Origin of the sequence: Streptomyces mashuensis (assembly GCF_014654785.1) — a bacterium.
Lineage (GTDB): Bacteria > Actinomycetota > Actinomycetes > Streptomycetales > Streptomycetaceae > Streptomyces > Streptomyces mashuensis.
Map to the genome: position 1 here is coordinate 502,042 of NZ_BNBD01000002.1, position 17,114 is coordinate 519,155.

16 protein-coding genes are annotated in these 17,114 nt (G+C 71.9%); 8 read left to right on the top strand and 8 right to left on the bottom strand.

Features of this window, described 5'->3' with window-relative positions; all coding sequences use genetic code 11:
* Window positions 1–3: 3 nt before the first annotated feature.
* Window positions 4–1,008 carry a PhoH family protein gene (locus tag IE305_RS07530; RefSeq protein ID WP_190128647.1) on the bottom strand — a complete coding sequence of 335 codons (1,005 nt, stop codon included), beginning with the start codon at window positions 1,006–1,008 and terminating at the stop codon, window positions 4–6.
* Window positions 1,009–1,163: 155 nt separating this feature from the next.
* Complete coding sequence (locus IE305_RS07535) at window positions 1,164–2,300, bottom strand: carbohydrate kinase family protein (protein WP_190128648.1); 1,137 nt, start codon at window positions 2,298–2,300, stop codon at window positions 1,164–1,166.
* A 79-nt stretch (window positions 2,301–2,379) separates the two neighbouring features.
* On the opposite strand from IE305_RS07535, the gene IE305_RS07540 reads away from it, so the two are divergent.
* The gene (locus IE305_RS07540) at window positions 2,380–3,708 is read left to right on the top strand and encodes a 6-phospho-beta-glucosidase (RefSeq protein WP_190128649.1); all 1,329 of its coding nucleotides are present in this window, start codon (window positions 2,380–2,382) and stop codon (window positions 3,706–3,708) included.
* Between the two features lie 46 nt (window positions 3,709–3,754).
* Here the strand turns inward: IE305_RS07540 and IE305_RS07545 are convergent, their stop codons facing one another.
* Window positions 3,755–4,843 (bottom strand): S-(hydroxymethyl)mycothiol dehydrogenase, encoded by a 1,089-nt coding sequence (locus tag IE305_RS07545; protein ID WP_190128650.1) that lies wholly within the window; start codon window positions 4,841–4,843, stop codon window positions 3,755–3,757.
* Window positions 4,844–5,000: 157 nt separating this feature from the next.
* On the opposite strand from IE305_RS07545, the gene IE305_RS07550 reads away from it, so the two are divergent.
* Window positions 5,001–5,792 carry an HAD family acid phosphatase gene (locus tag IE305_RS07550; RefSeq protein WP_190128651.1) on the top strand — a complete coding sequence of 264 codons (792 nt, stop codon included), beginning with the start codon at window positions 5,001–5,003 and terminating at the stop codon, window positions 5,790–5,792.
* A gap of 23 nt (window positions 5,793–5,815) precedes the next feature.
* Here the strand turns inward: IE305_RS07550 and IE305_RS07555 are convergent, their stop codons facing one another.
* Window positions 5,816–6,634, bottom strand: coding sequence for a helix-turn-helix domain-containing protein (locus tag IE305_RS07555; RefSeq protein ID WP_190128652.1), 819 nt, complete (start codon window positions 6,632–6,634; stop codon window positions 5,816–5,818).
* Between the two features lie 195 nt (window positions 6,635–6,829).
* Here IE305_RS07555 and IE305_RS07560 point away from each other — a divergent pair, with 195 nt between their 5' ends.
* Window positions 6,830–7,282, top strand: a complete 453-nt coding sequence (locus IE305_RS07560; RefSeq protein WP_190128653.1) for a hypothetical protein — start codon at window positions 6,830–6,832, stop codon at window positions 7,280–7,282.
* Between the two features lie 48 nt (window positions 7,283–7,330).
* On the opposite strand, the gene IE305_RS07565 is transcribed toward IE305_RS07560, so the two are convergent.
* The 3 genes from IE305_RS07565 to IE305_RS07575 all read right to left on the bottom strand — a co-directional run bounded on the left by IE305_RS07565 (window position 7,331) and on the right by IE305_RS07575 (window position 9,261).
* On the bottom strand, window positions 7,331–8,239 hold the full coding sequence (locus IE305_RS07565; protein ID WP_190128654.1) for a ribonuclease Z: 909 nt from the start codon (window positions 8,237–8,239) through the stop codon (window positions 7,331–7,333).
* Between the two features lie 3 nt (window positions 8,240–8,242).
* Window positions 8,243–8,599, bottom strand: a complete 357-nt coding sequence (locus IE305_RS07570; RefSeq protein ID WP_190128655.1) for a histidine triad nucleotide-binding protein — start codon at window positions 8,597–8,599, stop codon at window positions 8,243–8,245.
* An 80-nt stretch (window positions 8,600–8,679) separates the two neighbouring features.
* Window positions 8,680–9,261, bottom strand: coding sequence for a hypothetical protein (locus tag IE305_RS07575; RefSeq protein WP_190128656.1), 582 nt, complete (start codon window positions 9,259–9,261; stop codon window positions 8,680–8,682).
* 330 nt (window positions 9,262–9,591) lie between these two features.
* Between IE305_RS07575 and IE305_RS07580 the strand changes: the two genes are divergently transcribed.
* The 3 genes from IE305_RS07580 to IE305_RS07590 all read left to right on the top strand — a co-directional run bounded on the left by IE305_RS07580 (window position 9,592) and on the right by IE305_RS07590 (window position 14,911).
* Window positions 9,592–10,812, top strand: a complete 1,221-nt coding sequence (locus tag IE305_RS07580) for a glycosyltransferase (protein WP_373311546.1) — start codon at window positions 9,592–9,594, stop codon at window positions 10,810–10,812.
* On the top strand, window positions 10,809–12,446 hold the full coding sequence (locus IE305_RS07585) for an ArnT family glycosyltransferase (protein ID WP_190128658.1): 1,638 nt from the start codon (window positions 10,809–10,811) through the stop codon (window positions 12,444–12,446). The genes IE305_RS07580 and IE305_RS07585 overlap by 4 nt, the downstream gene beginning before the upstream one ends.
* Before the next feature lie 92 nt (window positions 12,447–12,538).
* The gene (locus IE305_RS07590) at window positions 12,539–14,911 is read left to right on the top strand and encodes a galactose oxidase early set domain-containing protein (RefSeq protein WP_190128983.1); all 2,373 of its coding nucleotides are present in this window, start codon (window positions 12,539–12,541) and stop codon (window positions 14,909–14,911) included.
* Window positions 14,912–14,986: 75 nt separating this feature from the next.
* On the opposite strand, the gene IE305_RS07595 is transcribed toward IE305_RS07590, so the two are convergent.
* Window positions 14,987–15,592: an ATP-binding protein gene (locus tag IE305_RS07595; RefSeq protein WP_190128659.1), complete on the bottom strand. Its 606-nt coding sequence runs from the start codon at window positions 15,590–15,592 to the stop codon at window positions 14,987–14,989.
* 155 nt (window positions 15,593–15,747) lie between these two features.
* On the opposite strand from IE305_RS07595, the gene IE305_RS07600 reads away from it, so the two are divergent.
* Complete coding sequence (locus tag IE305_RS07600) at window positions 15,748–16,611, top strand: helix-turn-helix domain-containing protein (protein ID WP_190128660.1); 864 nt, start codon at window positions 15,748–15,750, stop codon at window positions 16,609–16,611.
* On the top strand, window positions 16,608–16,853 hold the full coding sequence (locus IE305_RS33435) for a DUF397 domain-containing protein (RefSeq protein WP_268255877.1): 246 nt from the start codon (window positions 16,608–16,610) through the stop codon (window positions 16,851–16,853). The genes IE305_RS07600 and IE305_RS33435 overlap by 4 nt, the downstream gene beginning before the upstream one ends.
* Window positions 16,854–17,114: the final 261 nt, after the last annotated feature.

The following is a 17,114-nucleotide window of genomic DNA, read 5'->3' on the forward strand; positions in this document are numbered from 1 at the left end:
GCTTTACTTTCCGTTGCGGCTGTCGTACTTCGCGTCGTACTTCTCGTACGCGTCGACAATACGGCCGACCAGCTTGTGCCGGACGACGTCCTGGCTGGTGAGCATGGAGAAGTGCACGTCCGGCACGCCGTCGAGGATCTCCCGCACCTGGCGCAGGCCGCTCTTCGTGCCGCCCGGCAGGTCGACCTGGGTGATGTCACCCGTGATCACGATCTTGGAGTCGAAGCCGAGCCGCGTGAGGAACATCTTCATCTGCTCGGGGTTCGTGTTCTGCGCCTCGTCGAGGATGATGAACGCGTCATTGAGCGTTCTTCCCCGCATATAGGCCAGCGGTGCGACCTCGATCGTCCCGGCGGCCATCAGGCGCGGGATGGAGTCGGGGTCGAGCATGTCGTGCAGGGCGTCGTACAGCGGGCGCAGATACGGGTCGATCTTCTCGTAGAGCGTGCCGGGCAGGAAGCCCAGGCGCTCGCCGGCCTCGACCGCGGGGCGGGTCAGAATGATCCGGTTGACCTGCTTGGACTGGAGGGCCTGGACGGCCTTGGCCATGGCCAGGTAGGTCTTGCCGGTGCCCGCGGGGCCGATACCGAAGACGACCGTGTGCTTGTCGATCGCGTCGACGTAGCGCTTCTGGTTGAGCGTCTTGGGGCGGATGGTGCGGCCGCGGCTGGAGAGGATGTTCTGCGTGAGGACGTCGGACGGCGCCTCGACGCCGCTCTCCTCGTCCCTCAGCATCGCGATCGAGCGCTCGACCGCGTCCTCCGTCAGCGGTGCGCCCGTCCGCAGCACCAGCATCATCTCGGCGAAGAGACGCTGCAGCAGGGCGACTTCCCGTTCGTCCCCGGTGGCGCTGATCTCGTTGCCCCGGACAAAGATGTCCGTGAGCGGAAAGGCCTTCTCGATCACGCGCAGGAGCGAGTCCCCGGAACCCAGGACCGTCACCATGGGGTGCTTGGCCGGGACGGTGATGCTCGTGCTCGCCTGCGGTCGTGTGGGTGTCTGAGTCATGGGCCGGCTCTCGGGCCTGCTCATCCCTCTTTCTGTGTCCGTAGCCTCGGGGTTCCTCGGAATTCCAGGGTACGACGGCGCCCGGCCGGGCAGGAAAGGTATTTCCCCCCTCCGGACGCCCGCAGGACGCCCACCGGCCGCCCCCGCCCCCGCCGTCAGGCCCGGCGGAAGCCCAGCGTCGGCAGCGCCCGGCGCAGCGGCCAGGGCCGGGCGGCGGCGGGCAGCACGCCGTCGAGGAAGGCGTAGCGGCGCAGCGTGGCCGGGGACTGGTCGTCGAACGAGCGCACGTGCTGCCACCAGGCGGCGATCTCCACCCAGCCGGGCGCCGACAGCGACCCGCCGAACTCCTGGACGGAGAGGGCGGCGGTCAGCCCGGCGAAGGCCAGCCGGTCGGCCAGCGGCCACCCGGCGAGGGCGCCGGTGACGAAGCCGGCCACGAAGACGTCCCCGGCGCCGGTGGGGTCCAGGGCCTCCACCGTGATCGCGGGCACCTCGGCGGTCTCGCCGGTGCGGCCGTCCACCGCGTACGCGCCCCGCTCCCCCATGGTCACCACGGCCAGCGGCACCTTGTCCGCGAGGGCGCGGGCGGCGGCGCGCGGGCAGTCGGTGCGGGTGTAGCGCATGGCCTCCTCGGCGTTGGGCAGGAACGCCTCGCACCGCTCCAGGACGGCCAGGTCCGCCGGGTCCCAGCGGCCGCTCTCGTCCCAGCCGACGTCGGCGAAGACGCGGCTGCCGCGGCGCGCGGCCCGTTCGATCCACTCCTGCGGCCGGCCCGGCTCCAGCAGCGCCACGCAGGCCCGCGCGGGTGGCGGGCACTCGGGGGCGGGTTCCTCGGGCGGCGGGGCCTCGTGGCCGTGCGAGACCATCGTGCGTTCGCCCTCGTACGCCATGGAGACGGTCACCGGCGAGTGCCAGCCGGGCACGACGCGCGACGGCGTCAGGTCGATGCCCTCGCCCTGTTCCAGGGCCTCCCAGCAGTACTCGCCGTACTTGTCGTCGCCGAAGGCCGCCGCGAGCGAGGTGCGCAGGCCCAGCCGGGCGAGGGCGGTGGCCATGTTGGCGATGCCGCCGGGGCTGGAGCCCATGCCGCGCGCCCAGGACTCGGTGCCGCGCACGGGGGCGGAGTCGAGGCCGGTGAAGATGATGTCGAGGAAGACGGTGCCGGTGAGGTAGACGTCCGTGGCCGGGTCCGCCTCCGAACGCACGTGCGCGAGCGGGTCGAGGACCGGTGCGGTGGCCCCGGCGGGATCGGCCGGGCCACCTGTTCCTGCCGGGGGCGTGGGGACCTCCATGCTCGCTCGTCGCTCCTCTCGGGGGGATGCACGGGTGCGGGTCCGGACAGTGTGCCCGATGCTGCGGTACGTTCCGGCCATGAGGCTGACGATTCTCGGCGGTGGCGGTTTCCGGGTGCCGTTGGTGCACCGGGCCCTCCTGGACGACGCCCGGCGGCAGGCCGCGGGGCGGTGCGACGAACTGGTGCTGCACGACACCGATCCCGGACGTCTCAGAGTGATCGAATCCGTGCTGGCGGCCCAGGCCGCGGCGGTGCCCGGCGGGCCCGCCGTGTGGACCACGACGGACCTCGACGAGGCCCTGCGCGGCGCGGACTTCGTGTTCTCCGCGATCCGGGTCGGCGGCACCGCGGGCCGGGTGCGCGACGAGCGGATCCCCTTGTCGGAGGGGGTGTTGGGGCAGGAGACGACGGGCGCCGGCGGGGTGCTGTACGGGCTGCGGACGATCCCCGTGGCGCTGCACATCGCCCGGCGGGTGGCGGCGGTGGCGCCGCAGGCGTGGGTCATCAACTTCACCAATCCGGCGGGCATGGTGACGGAGGCGATGTCCGCCGTCCTGGGTGACCACGTGATCGGTATCTGCGACTCACCCGTGGGGCTGGTGCGGCGCGCCACGCGCGCCCTCGGCGTGGACCCCGACCAGGTCGGCTACGACTACGTGGGGCTCAACCACCTCGGCTGGCTCCGGTCCTTGACGAACGGCGAACGCGACCTGTTGCCCGGGCTGCTGGCGGATGACGAACGGCTGAATTCCTTCGAGGAGGGCAAGCTCTTCGGCGCCCGCTGGCTGCGCGCGCTGGGGGCGCTGCCCAACGAATACCTGCACTACTACTACTTCCGCCGGGAGACGCTGCGGTCGGTGCGCGAGGCCGGGCAGACGCGCGGCGAGTTCCTGGACGGGCAGCAGGGCGCGTTCTTCGCGGAGGCCGCGCGCACGGCGTCGCCGCGCGAGGCGTACGAGCTGTGGCAGCGGACGCGGCTGCGGCGCGAGGAGACGTACATGGCCGAGAGCCGGGCGGCCAGCGGCGGCTGGGAACGCGACTCGTGCGACCTGGAGGGCGGCGGCTACGACCGCGTGGCGCTGGCGCTGATGCGGGCCATCGCGGGCGACGAGGGCGCCCGGCTCATCCTCAACGTGCGCAACGGCACGACGGTGCCGGCGCTGGAGCCGGACGCGGTGGTGGAGACGGTCTGCCAGGTCGACTCCAAGGGCGCGCACCCCCTGCCGTGCGCCCCCCTCCGGGAGGACCAGCTGGGGCTGATGCTCCAGCTCAAGGCGGTGGAAAGGGCGACGATCGAGGCGGCGCGGAGCAACAACGCGGACGCGGCGCTGCGCGCGCTGGCCCTGCACCCGCTGGTGGACTCCCCGGCGGTGGCGGAACGCATCCTGGAGCGGGCGGAAGGGTGACGGCGAACGCCGGCGGGCCGCCCCTGCGGCCCGCCGGCGGTTCCCGCTACAGCAGCACCACCGACCGCAGCACGTCGCCCTCGTGCATGCGCGCGAACGCCTTCTCGACGTCGTCCAGACCGATCGTCTCGGTGACGAACGCCCCCAGGTCGATCCGCCCCTGAAGGTGCAGGTCCACGAGCATCGGGAAGTCCCGCGACGGCAGGCAGTCGCCGTACCACGAGGACTTCAGCGCGCCGCCCCGCCCGAAGACGTCCAGCAGCGGCAGCTCCAGCTTCATCTCCGGCGTCGGCACGCCCACCAGCACCACGGTGCCGGCCAGGTCACGGGCGTAGAACGCCTGCTCGTACGTCTCGGGGCGGCCGACCGCCTCGATGACCACGTCCGCGCCGAAGCCGCCGGTCAGTTCGCGGACGGCCGCCACCGGGTCGGTCTCGCGGGAGTTCACCGTGTGCGTGGCGCCCATCTCGCGGGCCTTCTCCAGCTTGCGGCCGTCGATGTCGACGGCGATGATCCGCGCCGCACCGGCCAGCCGGGCACCCACGATCGCCGCGTCACCGACGCCGCCGCAGCCGATGACCGCGACCGAGTCGCCGCGGCCGACGCCGCCCGTGTTGATCGCCGCGCCGATGCCGGCCATCACGCCGCAGCCCAGCAGCCCGGCCACCGCCGGCGACACGGCCGGGTCGACCTTGGTGCACTGCCCGGCCGCGACCAGCGTCTTCTCCGCGAAGGCGCCGATGCCCAGGGCGGGCGTGAGCTCCCGGCCGCCGTCGGCCAGCGTCATCTTCTGCCGCGCGTTGTGGGTGGCGAAGCAGTACTGCGGACGGCCCCGCAGGCACGCCCGGCACTGCCCGCAGACCGCGCGCCAGTTGAGGATCACGAAGTCGCCGGGCGCGATCTCGGTGACGCCCTCGCCCACGGCCTCCACCACGCCGGCCGCCTCGTGGCCGAGCAGGAAGGGGAAGTCGTCGTTGATGCCGCCCTGCTTGTAGTGCAGGTCCGTGTGGCACACGCCGCACGCCTGGACCTTCACCAGTGCCTCGCCCGGCCCCGGGTCGGGTACGACGATCGTCTCCACGCGCACCGGCTGGTTCTTCCCCGGTGCGACGACTCCCCGTACTTCCTGCGCCATGTCTGAAAGCCCCACCCTTCGTGTCGCCGGTTGTCGTTCCCACGGTACGCCCCCGGACGATCTTCTTCGCGCGTAGAGGGCGCATGACCTGCCCCTTGACCAGGACCGGTCAAACACTTAGTTTCGCGACAGTTCCCTTGTTACTGAGGAGTAAAACGTGTCGTCCCTCTCCCTCAAGTCCCCGCGCGTGCGCATCGCCGCCGCCACCGCCGCCCTCGCCGTCGGGGCCGGCCTCTACACGGCGGGCGCCGCCAGCGCCGACCACTCGGTGCCGCGCTCGGACAAGGAGATCCCGAACCTCACCCAGGTCGAGGAGAAGATCAAGGCCTACTACGGCGACACGGTCGACGCCAAGGGCCAGCACTACGCCTCGCCGCGCAGCAGCTACGCCAAGCAGGTCGCCGACATCGAGAAGAAGGCCAAGGCCCAGCTCGAGAAGGCCGTCAGGAACCACAAGGGCAAGGCGAAGCCGGCGATCGTCCTCGACGTCGACGACACCACCCTGCTCACCTACAACTACGAGCTCCAGCAGGGCTTCCACTTCACGCCCGAGTCGCAGGACGCCTACCTGAAGTCCACCGACATGGCCCCCGTCTTCGGCATGCCGCAGCTGGTCAACTGGGCCCAGTCCAAGGGCATCACGGTCTTCTTCGTCACCGGCCGCGACGAGCACCAGCGCGACTGGAGCGTCCGCAACCTGAAGAACGCCGGCTACAAGCCCGCCGCCGACACCGAGCACTTCTTCCTCAAGAACAAGAAGAACCCGCCGGCCTACCTCCCCTGCGGCGCGACCTGCACCACCGTCGAGTACAAGTCGGGCACCCGGAAGCACATCGAGTCCAAGGGCTACGACATCGTCGCCAACTTCGGCGACCAGTACAGCGACCTGCAGGGCGGCTACGCCGACCACACGTACAAGCTGCCGAACCCCATGTACTACCTGCCGTAACCGGCCCCGCGGGCGGCGGCTGCTCAGCTCCTGGCCTTGCGCAGGCGCTGGCAGCCGCGCGCCTGCCGGCCGTCGAAGTCGCACACCTCGAACCACACGTTCCGCATGCCGTGCCGGACGCCGTCCGCGCCCGCCCGCTGCCCGCCGTCGGGGTTGCCGGCCAGGACGGCCGTGTGCCGGCCGGTCCGGTCCTCGTAGTGCATGAGCAGCCGCCCGCCCCACCCGTCGTCGTACGCCTCGCGGTCGTCCCGCGAGTACGGCAGCACGTACTCGATGCCGTACCACCCGTCCCCGGTGTCCCAGTACCGGTAGCCGACGCTCGCGACCGTCGCGCCCTTCGCGCTCCTCGCCTCGAAGAGGCTGAACGCCCCGCCGCGACCCGCCGCCGGCATCGTGGCGGCCACCCGGGGATGCCGCTCGCCGTCGCCGTCCGGCCGGTCGGGGAGCACGACGAACACCCCGTACGCGAGCCCCAGCACGGCCACGGCCACCGCCGGCCACACGTACCGGCGCCGCACCCACGCGCGGCGCCGGGGCTCCACCGCCGGCACGGCCGGCGCCTCCTCCTCGGCGACCCGCCGCCTGGCCTCCAGCCACTCCCCCAGCCGCGCCCCGTCACCGCACGCCACCACGAAGGCCTCGACGAGCTCGGGACGCGGTACCGCGTCCCGGGCGAGTGCGTCCGAGAGCGTGCTGCGGGGCAGCACCATGCCCTGCTCGGCGGCGCGCCGCTGGAGCTGACGGTAGGTGAGCCCGGAACGGTCACGGAGCTCCCGCATCTGCGCCACCAGCCCGGCCGCGTCGCGCACCCGCGCCGGGTCCGGTCCCCCCTCTCGGCCCATGGCGCTCATCCTGGCAGGTGCGCATCAGCCCGCAATCCCGGTTTTGCGCCACCGGCCGGGGCGTCCGGGCCACCCCGGACACCCGCCCCGACCAGGCCGGACGCATCCGGACCGTCCCGGACGGCACACGGCGTGGACCGGCCGGAAACGCGCTGCCATCGTCGTCGGCCTGAAGCCACTCCGACGGGAGGACCCATGAAGAACGGATTCCGCCGCGCCGCCGTCACGACGGCCGTCGCCGTCACCGCCCTCGTGACGGCGGCGGGCCAGGCGAGCGCCACGGCCCTCAGCCCCGGCGACGTGAAGGGCCGGTCGGGCACCGGGTGCTCGACCGCCTCCGGAACCTATTTCGCCGAGCAGAACGGCAAATACTCGCCGACCACCCACAAGCCGCTCTACGACACGAGGTTCCACATCACGGTCAAGGACAGGTGCCCGGGCGACAGGCTGCACAACGCGGCCCGCCTCTACCTGACCTACCAGGCGGCCAGGGGCGCCGTGGAGAGCCACGTGGAGATGAAGGGCGTCAAGACCAACGGCACGTACACGGCGCGCCTGAACAACGTGTGGGACGTGTACATCCAGGTCTGTGACTGGAACAACAACCTCGGCCCGCAGAAGTGCGGCCAGGTCTACTGGACCGGCTGACGTCCCACCCCCGGGCCGCACCCCGGCGAACCGGCTCCGCGGCGCCCCTCAGCGCCGCTTCGGCAGCGGTACGCGCATCAGGTCCCGGGCGACGGTCAGCTCGCCGTCGAAGCCCGCCGCCCGGGCCTGCTGCTCGAAGACCGACGGGTCGGCGTAGCGCTGCGAGAAGTGCGTGAGCACCAGGTGCCGCACCCCGCCCGCGGCCGCCACCCGCGCGGCCTGCCCGGCCGTCAGGTGGCCGTGCTCGGTGGCCAGGTCCTCGTCCTCGTCGGTGAACGTCGACTCGATGACGAGCATGTCGCACCCCTCGGCCAGGGCGTGCACGCCCTCGCACAGCCGGGTGTCCATCACGAACGCGAACCGCTGCCCGCGCCGCACCTCGCTCACGTCCTCCAGCCGTACGCCCCGCACCGCGCCCTCGCGCTGGAGCCGGCCCACGTCCGGCCCGGTGATGCCGTGCGCGGCCAGCAGCTCCGGCAGCATCCGCCGCCCGTCGGGCTCGGTGATCCGGTAGCCGTACGACTCGACGGGGTGCGAGAGCCGGCGCGCCTCCAGCCGGTACGACGGCGTGTCCGCCAGCACCGCGCCCGTACCGGCCACCGGCTCCTCGGTCAGCTGCACCGTCTCCCGGTACGCGGTGGCGTACCGCAGCCGCTGGAAGAAGCGCCGGCCGCTCGCCGGGTAGTGCGCGGTGACGGGGTGCGGCACCCGGTCGAGGTTGATGCGCTGCACCACGCCGGCCACGCCGAGGGAGTGGTCGCCGTGGAAGTGCGTCACACAGATACGGTTCAGGTCGTGCGCCGCCACCCCGGCACGCAGCATCTGCCGCTGCGTGCCCTCACCGGGGTCGAACATCAGGCCCTCGCCGTCCCACAGCAGCACGTAGCCGTTGTGGTTGCGGTGCCGGGTGGGCACCTGGCTGGCGGTGCCCAGGACGACCAGTTCGCGTGCGGACAAGGCTTAACCCGGAGGCCAGTTGAAGCCGCGGCCGCCCAGGACGTGGGCGTGCGCGTGGAACACGGTCTGGCCGGCGCCCGCGCCCGTGTTGAACACGATGCGGTAGCCCTTGTCGCCGTTCTCCTGGAGGGCGACCTCGCCGGCCTCGCGCAGCACGTCGGCCGCGATGTCCGGCGCGGCGGCCGCGAGGGAGGCGGCGTCGGGGTGGTGCACCTTGGGGATGACCAGGCAGTGCACGGGCGCCTGGGGGTTGATGTCACGGAACGCGACGGTCGTCTCGGTCTCCTTGACGACCGTCGCGGGGACCTCCCCCGAGACGATCTTGCAGAACAGGCAGTCCGCCTGCGGTTCTCCCGCCACCGGTGGGCTCCTCCCGGGTCGTCGGCTCGTACGGTCGGGATGTTACCGGCCCGTCCGTGCGGCGCGGGCGACGCGCCCGGCTACTTGCCCACGGGGTGGGGGTCTTCCTTGTGCTGGTCCTTGCCGGGCGGGCAGCTCGCCGACGGGCCGGGGTGCGGGGCGTGGCCGCTGGGCCGGGCGGTCGGCGGCGGGGTCGGGGCCGGCGGCCGGGACTGCGTACCGCCGCCTCCAGTGCTGCCGCCTGCGGTGCTGCCGCCCGTCGCCGAGCAGTCGCCCAGCACGCTGACGCTGAACACCGTGCGGCCGTCCACCTTGGCCGTCAGCAGCCCGCGCACGCAGGCGCGGCCCGTGATGCCCGTGACCCGGCCGAAGACGATGATGTTCTTGCCGCTCTCCGTGCGGCCCTCGCAGTCCACGCCCACCACGGTGACCGGCCGCTCGGAGCCCGTGCCGTCCGGGCCGCCGTTCTCGGCCTTTCCCCGGCAGTTCAGCCACGCCACCCGCACGCCCTGGTCGCCCAGCGACCTCGCCGCCTGCCGCTGGGTGGTCACGGCCACGGCCACCGCGTCCAGCCCGCCGGTGTCGCACCCCGCCAGGGCCGCCACGGCCACCACGGCCGCCCCCGCCGGCAGGAGTCCACGTACGCGCATCGACGCACCCATGGGCCGGAGTGTCCCACCGGCCCGGGGGCGCACGGAAGGACGCATAAGGACGCATGACGACGCATCCGGACGCCTGACCACCCCGGGATTGGACTGCGCCAAGTCTGCTCCGCTGCCTCCGAGTTCGTGCGGAAACACAGGCTTTATCGGTTCCGCACCCAAGTTTCACCTTCTCCCCTTACTCTCTCCCCGTCGAGGAGACGCGCGCGCCGGAACAGACCGGGGGGGCCGGGTGGCCGCGCGCCCGTCTCCGGGGGGATCAGCGGGACTTGGGGGGACCTCGTGCTCACAGCTGCGTTCGTCTGCGTGGTGTCGCTCGCCCTCTTCTGGATGGCCGCCTTCACACTGTGGTGGCAGATGCACGCCTGGCGCACGCCGGAGACACTGGCCGCCACGCGCTTCGCGCCGCCCCGCGACAAGGGCAGCCTCTCGTTCTCCCTGCTCGTGCCCGCCCGGCACGAACAGGCCGTCCTGGAACACACCGTCACCCGATTACTGGAGTCCACGCACGCGGACTACGAGGTCCTCGTCGTCGTCGGGCACGACGACCCCGGGACCACCGAGGTCGCCGAGCGGGTGGCCGCCCGGGCACCCGGCCGGGTCCGTGTGATCGTGGACACGCACGAGAAGAAGAACAAGCCCAAGGCGCTCAACACCGCCCTCCCGCACTGCCGGGGCGACGTCGTCGGCGTCTTCGACGCCGAGGACCAGGTCCACCCCGAGCTGCTCAGCCACGTCGACCACGCCTTCCGCGAGACCGGCGCGGACGTGGTGCAGGGCGGCGTGCAGCTCATCAACTTCCACTCCAGCTGGTACAGCCTGCGCAACTGCCTGGAGTACTTCTTCTGGTTCCGCAGCCGCCTCCACCTGCACGCCGCCAAGGGTTTCATCCCGCTCGGCGGCAACACCGTCTTCGTCCGCACCGGCGTGCTGCGCGAGGCCGGCGGCTGGGACCCGCACTGCCTCGCCGAGGACTGCGACCTGGGCGTACGGCTGTCCAGCCGCGGCAAGCGCGTCGTCGTCGCCTACGACTCCGAGATGGTCACCCGCGAGGAGACCCCCGGCTCCCTGATGTGCCTGCTCAAGCAGCGCACCCGCTGGAACCAGGGCTTCCTCCAGGTCTACCGCAAGCGCGACTGGCGCCAACTGCCCACGCTCGCCCAGCGGATGCTGGCCCGCTACACCCTGATGACGCCCTTCTTCCAGGCGTTCACCGGCATCATCGTGCCCCTCAACATCGCGGTCGCGCTCTTCCTCGACGTGCCCGCCGGCATCGCCGTCGTCACCTTCCTGCCCGCCGTGACGATGCTCGTCACGTTCGTCTTCGAGATCGTCGGGCTGCACGACTTCGGCGCGCAGTACGGGCTGCGCGTCCGCCTCGTCCACTACCTCAAGCTCGTCGCCGGCGGGCCCTTCTACCAGCTGCTCCTCGCCGGCGCCGCCGTCCGGGCCGTGTGGCGGGAACAGCGCGGCCAGGGCGACTGGGAGCTCACCCGGCACGTCGGCGCCCACCTGGCCCAGGAGCCCGTCCGTGAGGGGGTGGCACGGTGACCTCGACCATCCCCACCGCCCAGCCGCTTCCGGAGGCGGCACCGCCCGCCTCCCCGGCCCCCTCCGCCGGCCCGTCACGACTGCGCCACTCCCGCCCCGACCTGCTGCTGTGCGGCGGGCTGCTGACGGCGATCCTGCTGGTGCAGGGCTGGAACATCACCGGGTTCCCGGCGCTGAGCGACGACGAGGGCACGTACCTGGCGCAGGCGTGGTCGGTGCAGGAGGGCCGGGGCCTGGCCCACTACACGTACTGGTACGACCACCCGCCGCTGGGCTGGCTCCAGATGGCGCTGGTGACATGGCTCCCGGCCGCGGTCTCGCCCGGCCTGATGGCGGTCGCCCCGATGCGCTGCGCGATGCTGCTGGTCTCGGCGGCGAGCGCGGTCCTGCTCTACGTCCTGGCGCGGCGGCTGGGGCTGCGGCCGTGGGCGGCGGGCCTGGCCATGGGGCTGTTCGGCCTCTCGCCCCTCTCGGTGGTCCTCCAGCGGGAGATCTTCCTCGACAACATCGCCGTGATGTGGGTGCTGCTCGCCTTCTGCCTGGCCGCCTCGCCGCGCCGGCACCTGTGGCACCACTTCGGGGCGGGCCTCGCGGCGGCCGTGGCGGTGCTGACGAAGGAGACGATGCTCGTCGTGCTGCCGGCCCTGCTGGTCACGATGTGGCAGCACAGCCACCGCGCGACGCGGAAGTTCGCCGTCACGGGCGCGGTCACGGCGTGCGGCCTGACGGGCCTGACGTATCCGCTGTTCGCCCTCCTCAACCACGAGCTGGTGCCGGGCCCCGGCCACGTCTCCCTGTGGGACGGCATCACGTACCAGATGAGCCGCCCCGGCTCCGGCTTCCTCCTCGACGAGGGTTCGGGCGCGCACGCGGCCCTGCGCTCCTGGCTGTACTACGACCGCGTGCTGCCCCTCGGCGGCCTCGCCGCGGCGGTGCTGCTGGTGGCGGCTTGGCGCTGGTCGGCCGCGGCCCGCCCGCCGGCGGGCCCGGCCCTGGCGGTCCTCCTGCTGACGGCGATGGCGCTGCGCCCGTCGGGCTACCTGCCGGCGATGTACGTGATCCAGGCGCTGCCGTTCCTGGCGCTGGCGCTGGCGGGATCGGTGCATGCGCTCAGCCATGTGGTGCGGGGCGAGGAAGGGAGCGGGGGCCGTACCCGTCGCAGACGCGTCGTCGTCGGGTCCGGCGTGACCGCCGCCGTCGCCCTGGCCGGGGTGCTGGTCGTCCCCCACTGGTACGACGCGAACCGCACCGCCCTCACCACCGACGCCAACGCCCCGTACCGCGCGGCCCACGCCTGGATGAGCGACCGTACGCACGTCCCCGATCCCGCCCGCACCCGGGTGCTGACCGACGACGCGCTGTGGCTGGACCTCGTGCACGCGGGCTACCGCCCCGGCACGGGCGCGATCTGGTTCTACAAGGCCGACCTCGACCCGGCGGTGGCCAGGACCCTGCCGCGCGGCTGGCGCGACGTCGACTACGTCGTCGCCTCCCCCACGGTGCGCCGTGACGCGGCGACGCTGCCGCTGGTCCGGGCGGCGCTGGAGCACTCGCGGGCGGTCGTGTCGTTCGGGGAGGGCGAGGACCGCGTGGAGATCCGCCGCATCGACAGAAGGGACAGGGACACCCCGTGACACCCCTCGTCACCCCCCGGCCCGGACGGGCCGGCGCGCGCCGCCGCACGGGACGCGCCGGACGCGCGAGACGCACCCGCGCCGCCGCCGCGCTGCTCGCGGCCTTCGGCGCATCCGCCGGGCTGCTGCTGGCGGCGCCCGGGCCTGCCCGGGCCGGCGCGAACCTCGTCGTCAATCCGGGCTTCGAGTCCGCACGGTCCGCCGATGCGCTCCCCACCTGCTGGGAGAAGTCGGGTTGGGGCAACAACGACTTCACCGTCTCCACCACCGACGCGGCGCAGGCGCACAGCGGCGGCCGCGCGCTGGCGGTCTCGGTGACGCGCCGGGTGGACGGCGACCGCAAGGTGCTGATGAAGGAGGACTCCTCCTGCGCCCCCGCCGTCACGCCGGCCCACCAGTACGACCTGTCGCTCTGGTACCGGAGCACGACCCCGGACGCGTCCGTCACCGTCTTCCGGCACGACGTGAAGGCGGGCTGGCAGTACTGGACCGACCTGAAGTCGCTGCCGGTGAGCGCGGCGTACGCGCGCGCCGAGGTCCGTACGCCCGTGGTGCCGCCCGGCACCGACCAGATCACCTGGGGTGTGTCGGTGTACGGCGTCGGCACGGTCGTCACGGACGACTACGACATGGAGGACGCCACACAGCCGGGCGGCGGCGCGGTCTGCACGGCGGGGGACGCGTGCACGAAGGGCACGTGGGCCGTGATGCCGTTCAGGAACCCGGTGCGCAGCATGCACTCGGTGGTGCTGCACAACGGCAAGGTGCTGCTGGTGGCGGGCTCGGGCAACGACCCGGAGCTGTTCAAGGCGGGGACGTTCACGTCGGCGCTGTACGACCCGAGGACCGGCGGGATGAAGACGGTCCCGACGCCGGTGGACATGTTCTGCGCGGGCCACGTCCAGCTGTCGGACGGCCGGGTCCTCATCATGAGTGGCAACAAGGCGTACCCGGCGGCGGACGGCAGCCACGGCTACGAGGGCTTCAAGGACAGCTACGTCTTCGACCCGGCGACCGAGTCGTACGTGAAGACGAACGACATGAACGAGGGGCACTGGTACCCGTCGGCGACGATCCTCGGCAACGGTGACGTGATCAGCTTCGGCGGCCTGAAGGAGGACTCGACGGGCAGCGTCACGGCCGAGAAGTTCTCGCAGGCGCAGCAGAAGTGGCTGCCGCGCACGGAGGTCAACCAGACCTGGTCGTACTGGGGCCTGTACCCGTCGATGATCCTGATGCAGGACGGCCGGCTGTTCTACTCGGGCAGCCACGTCTTCGGCAACGGCACGCCGGGCGGCGGCGCGGCGGTGTACGACTACGGCGCCAACCGGATCACCGACGTGCCGGGGCTCCAGGACAAGGACCACCGCGACCAGTCGATGAGCGTGCTGCTGCCGCCGGCGCAGGACCAGCGGGTTCTGACGATGGGCGGCGGCAACGTCAACAGCAACCCGGAGGCGAGCCGCCTGACGGACCTGATCGACCTGAAGCAGCCGAACCCGGCGTACGTGCCGGGCCCGCCGCTGCCGCAGGGCACGGTGGACCAGGGCCAGGGACCGAAGCCGGAGACGGGCGCACAGGGGAAGATGTACGTGTCGGCGGTGCTGATGCCGGACGGCAAGGTGCTGGAGACGGGCGGCGGGCTGCACGACCGGGCGGACCCGGTGTTCGAGGCGTCGTTCTTCGACCCGGCGACGAACGGGTTCCAGGCCGGTCTGGCGACGGACCCGGTCCCGCGGACGTACCACTCGTCGGCGTTCCTGCTGCCGGACGGGAGGGTGATGGCGGTGGGCGACAACCCGGGCAACGGGACGTTCGACGACCACGTCTCGATCTACACGCCCCCTTATCTGTACAAGGGCGCGCGCCCGCAGATCACGGCGGTCGCGAACAACCGCTGGCAGTACGCGAGCACGCAGCGGATCACGGTGGACCGCCCGGTGGTGAAGGCGGAACTGATCCGCCCGGCGGCGGTGACGCACTCGTCGGACCCGAACCAGCGGTTCGTCGACCTGCCGATGACGGTGGGCACGGACGGCACGACGATCGACCTGAACGTCACGAGCAACCCGAACCTGGCGCCGCCGGGCTGGTACATGCTGTTCGCGGTGGACGCGAACGGTGTCCCGTCGGTGGCGTCGTGGGTGCACCTCGGCGGCCCGGAGGCGCTGGCGGCCGCGGCGGCACCGGCGGTGCATGGCTTCGCGCGGCACATGACGGGCGAGGTGAAGGGTCCGGGGCAGCAGCGCAGTCATGAGCCGGTGTCCCCGCAGATCGCGGGCTGCGACCGGCACTACGGCGAGGCGAATGTGTGCGTGCCGACGGTGTTCCCGAAGGCGGTGGCGGCGACGACGGAGGCACGCTGCACGTGGCTGAAGGAGCACGGTTACGGAAGGCTGCGGCTGAACGGGCGGGCGGACCCGCTGGGGCTGGACCTGGACGGGAACGGGGTGGCCTGCGGCTGAGGCCCATATGTTGTGGGACCCCGCACCGGCGGCATGCGAGAGGTGAGCATGCCGCCGGTGCTGGTCGTTTCGGGGTCACGGGGTGGGCACCCGCTGCGGAAGGATGTGGGTGTTCCGGAAGTGGCTGCGGATGGCGACGGTGGCGAGGGTGAGCCGTTGCGGGTCGGGGACGGGCGCGGCGGCGGCAGCCCGCCGGGCGTTCTCCAGACTGACGCAGTCGGCGCAGCCGACGGGGGTGATGTAGCGGGAGCGCGGGATGGTGTGGCCGGTGACGAGCTCGAACCAGAGGGCCTTGCCGCGGGTGCCACGGGGGGCGGGCTCGGCACCCCAGTCGCGGGCGTAGGCGCGGACGAGGGCGAGGCCGCGGCCGGCCTCGGCGAGATGCCCGGCCGCGGCGCGGGCGCGGAAGGGGGCGGGGACGAAGCGGCTGGTGTCGCGGACGGTGACGCGCACGCGCTCGCGGTCGAGGCCGCGGAGGTGGAGGGAGAAGGGGCCGGCGGTGTGCAGGTAGGCGTTGGTGAGGAGTTCGGAGGCGAGGAGGGTGGCGGTGTCGGCGAGGGGGGCGAGGTGGTGGGCGTGGAGGACGGAGCGGACGGTGGTGCGGGCGGTGGCGACGGCACGGGGGTCGCGCGGCAGTTCGAGGACGTAGGACCAGGGCTCGGACGGCGATACGGTGGCCATGAAGTCTCCGGAAGTCCGGTGGGAGGTGGGTGAGTTGGCGATCCGGTAGCGCCGCGCGCTGAAATTATTCAGCGGTACGGGATGAATTCATATCGCACACCACTCGTGTGGGTTACGACCCTTCGCACAGCGCACGAACAGAGAGAGACCCGAGGATGCCACTCAGGAGCAGCCCGACTGCCCGACAGCTCAGGCTCGGGGCCGAGCTGCGGAAGATGCGTGAACGGGCGGGGCTGACGTCAACGGAAGCGGGCCGTCTCCTCGGCACGAACCAGGCACAGATCAGCAACATCGAAGCGAGCCGCTTCGGGGTGAGCGAAGACCGCATCCGGGCCTTGGCGCGCAACTACTCGTGTGGCGACGAGACGCTGATCAACGCGCTCGTCAGGATGGCGGGTGAACGCAAGAAGGGCTGGTGGGAAGAGTACCGAGGTATCTTGCCGCCCGATCTGCTCGATCTTGCAGAGCTTGAACACCATGCGGTCGTTCTGCGAGGCGCCTACGTTGCCCACCTGCCCGGCTTGTTGCAGACAGCCGAGCACGCACGCGAGGTGTTCCGGCAGGCCGTACCGCGCCTCGCCCCGCCTGAAATCGAACATCGCGTATCGCACAGGGTCAAACGGCAGGAAGTCCTTTTCAGGGACAGGCCGACGCCTTTCACAGCCATCATCCACGAGGCAGCTCTACGGATGCGCTTCGGAGGGCCCTGCACCGCTCTCCATCAGCTCCGGCACATCCTCGAAATGTCGGAGCGCGAGCACATCACCGTGCGAGTGATCACCTTCGACGCCGGCTCCTTCCCCGGGTCGGGCCAATCGATCCTCTACGCTGCTGGGCCCGTGAGGCAGTTGGACACGATCCATCTCGACACAGAGCACGGGTCGGCCTTGCTGGACGCGGAAGCGCGGCTGGAAAACTACCGCGTCGTTCTCGACCGGCTAGAGGAAATCGCACTGGGGCCACGCGAGTCACGCAAGCTGATCCACGGCCTCGCCCAAGAGCTTAGAGGAGCACCGTGACCTCCACCACTTGGCAGAAGTCGTCGTACAGCGGGGACGACTCGTCGTGCATATATCTGGCCGCAACTGGCTGGCAGAAATCGTCGTTCAGCGCCCATGGGGACGCATGCATGTATCTCCGCAAGGCCCCGCACCGCGCAATCCAGCTCCGCGAGAGCGACGACCCCGGGGTCGTCCTTACCACCACCCCGCAGCACCTGCACGCCCTCCTCACCGCTATCAAGGCGAACCGCCTGCGCTAGGCGTGTCCGGCGGATCATGCAGCGCCCCGTAGGGGCGCGGGGAACTGCGCGATCGGCCACCGACGGCCCGCAGCTGCCACGCCACCCCGGAACCGGCTGCGGGCGCGTCGTGGCTTGTCGCGCAGTTCCCCGCGCCCCTACGGGCGCCGTGGTAGCGCGTGACGAAGATCCGCCGGACACACCCTGACGGCCGGCAACGCGGTCGTACCGGCCCCGAAGCGCAACTACGCCGCTTCGCGGCTCCGGGGCGGGGAGGGCGGC

Excerpts from the sequence above, each read along its gene's own strand:
- IE305_RS07545 (WP_190128650.1), bottom strand. The coding sequence starts at position 4,843 with ATGGCGCAGGAAGTACGGGGAGTCGTCGCACCGGGGAAGAACCAGCCG.
- IE305_RS07600 (WP_190128660.1), top strand. The coding sequence starts at position 15,748 with ATGCCACTCAGGAGCAGCCCGACTGCCCGACAGCTCAGGCTCGGGGCC.
- IE305_RS07540 (WP_190128649.1), top strand. The coding sequence starts at position 2,380 with ATGAGGCTGACGATTCTCGGCGGTGGCGGTTTCCGGGTGCCGTTGGTG.
- IE305_RS07530 (WP_190128647.1), bottom strand. The coding sequence starts at position 1,008 with ATGACTCAGACACCCACACGACCGCAGGCGAGCACGAGCATCACCGTC.
- IE305_RS07575 (WP_190128656.1), bottom strand. The coding sequence starts at position 9,261 with ATGGGTGCGTCGATGCGCGTACGTGGACTCCTGCCGGCGGGGGCGGCC.
- IE305_RS07560 (WP_190128653.1), top strand. The coding sequence starts at position 6,830 with ATGAAGAACGGATTCCGCCGCGCCGCCGTCACGACGGCCGTCGCCGTC.
- IE305_RS07595 (WP_190128659.1), bottom strand. The coding sequence starts at position 15,592 with ATGGCCACCGTATCGCCGTCCGAGCCCTGGTCCTACGTCCTCGAACTG.
- IE305_RS07580 (WP_373311546.1), top strand. The coding sequence starts at position 9,592 with ATGGCCGCCTTCACACTGTGGTGGCAGATGCACGCCTGGCGCACGCCG.
- IE305_RS07535 (WP_190128648.1), bottom strand. The coding sequence starts at position 2,300 with ATGGAGGTCCCCACGCCCCCGGCAGGAACAGGTGGCCCGGCCGATCCC.
- IE305_RS07555 (WP_190128652.1), bottom strand. The coding sequence starts at position 6,634 with ATGGGCCGAGAGGGGGGACCGGACCCGGCGCGGGTGCGCGACGCGGCC.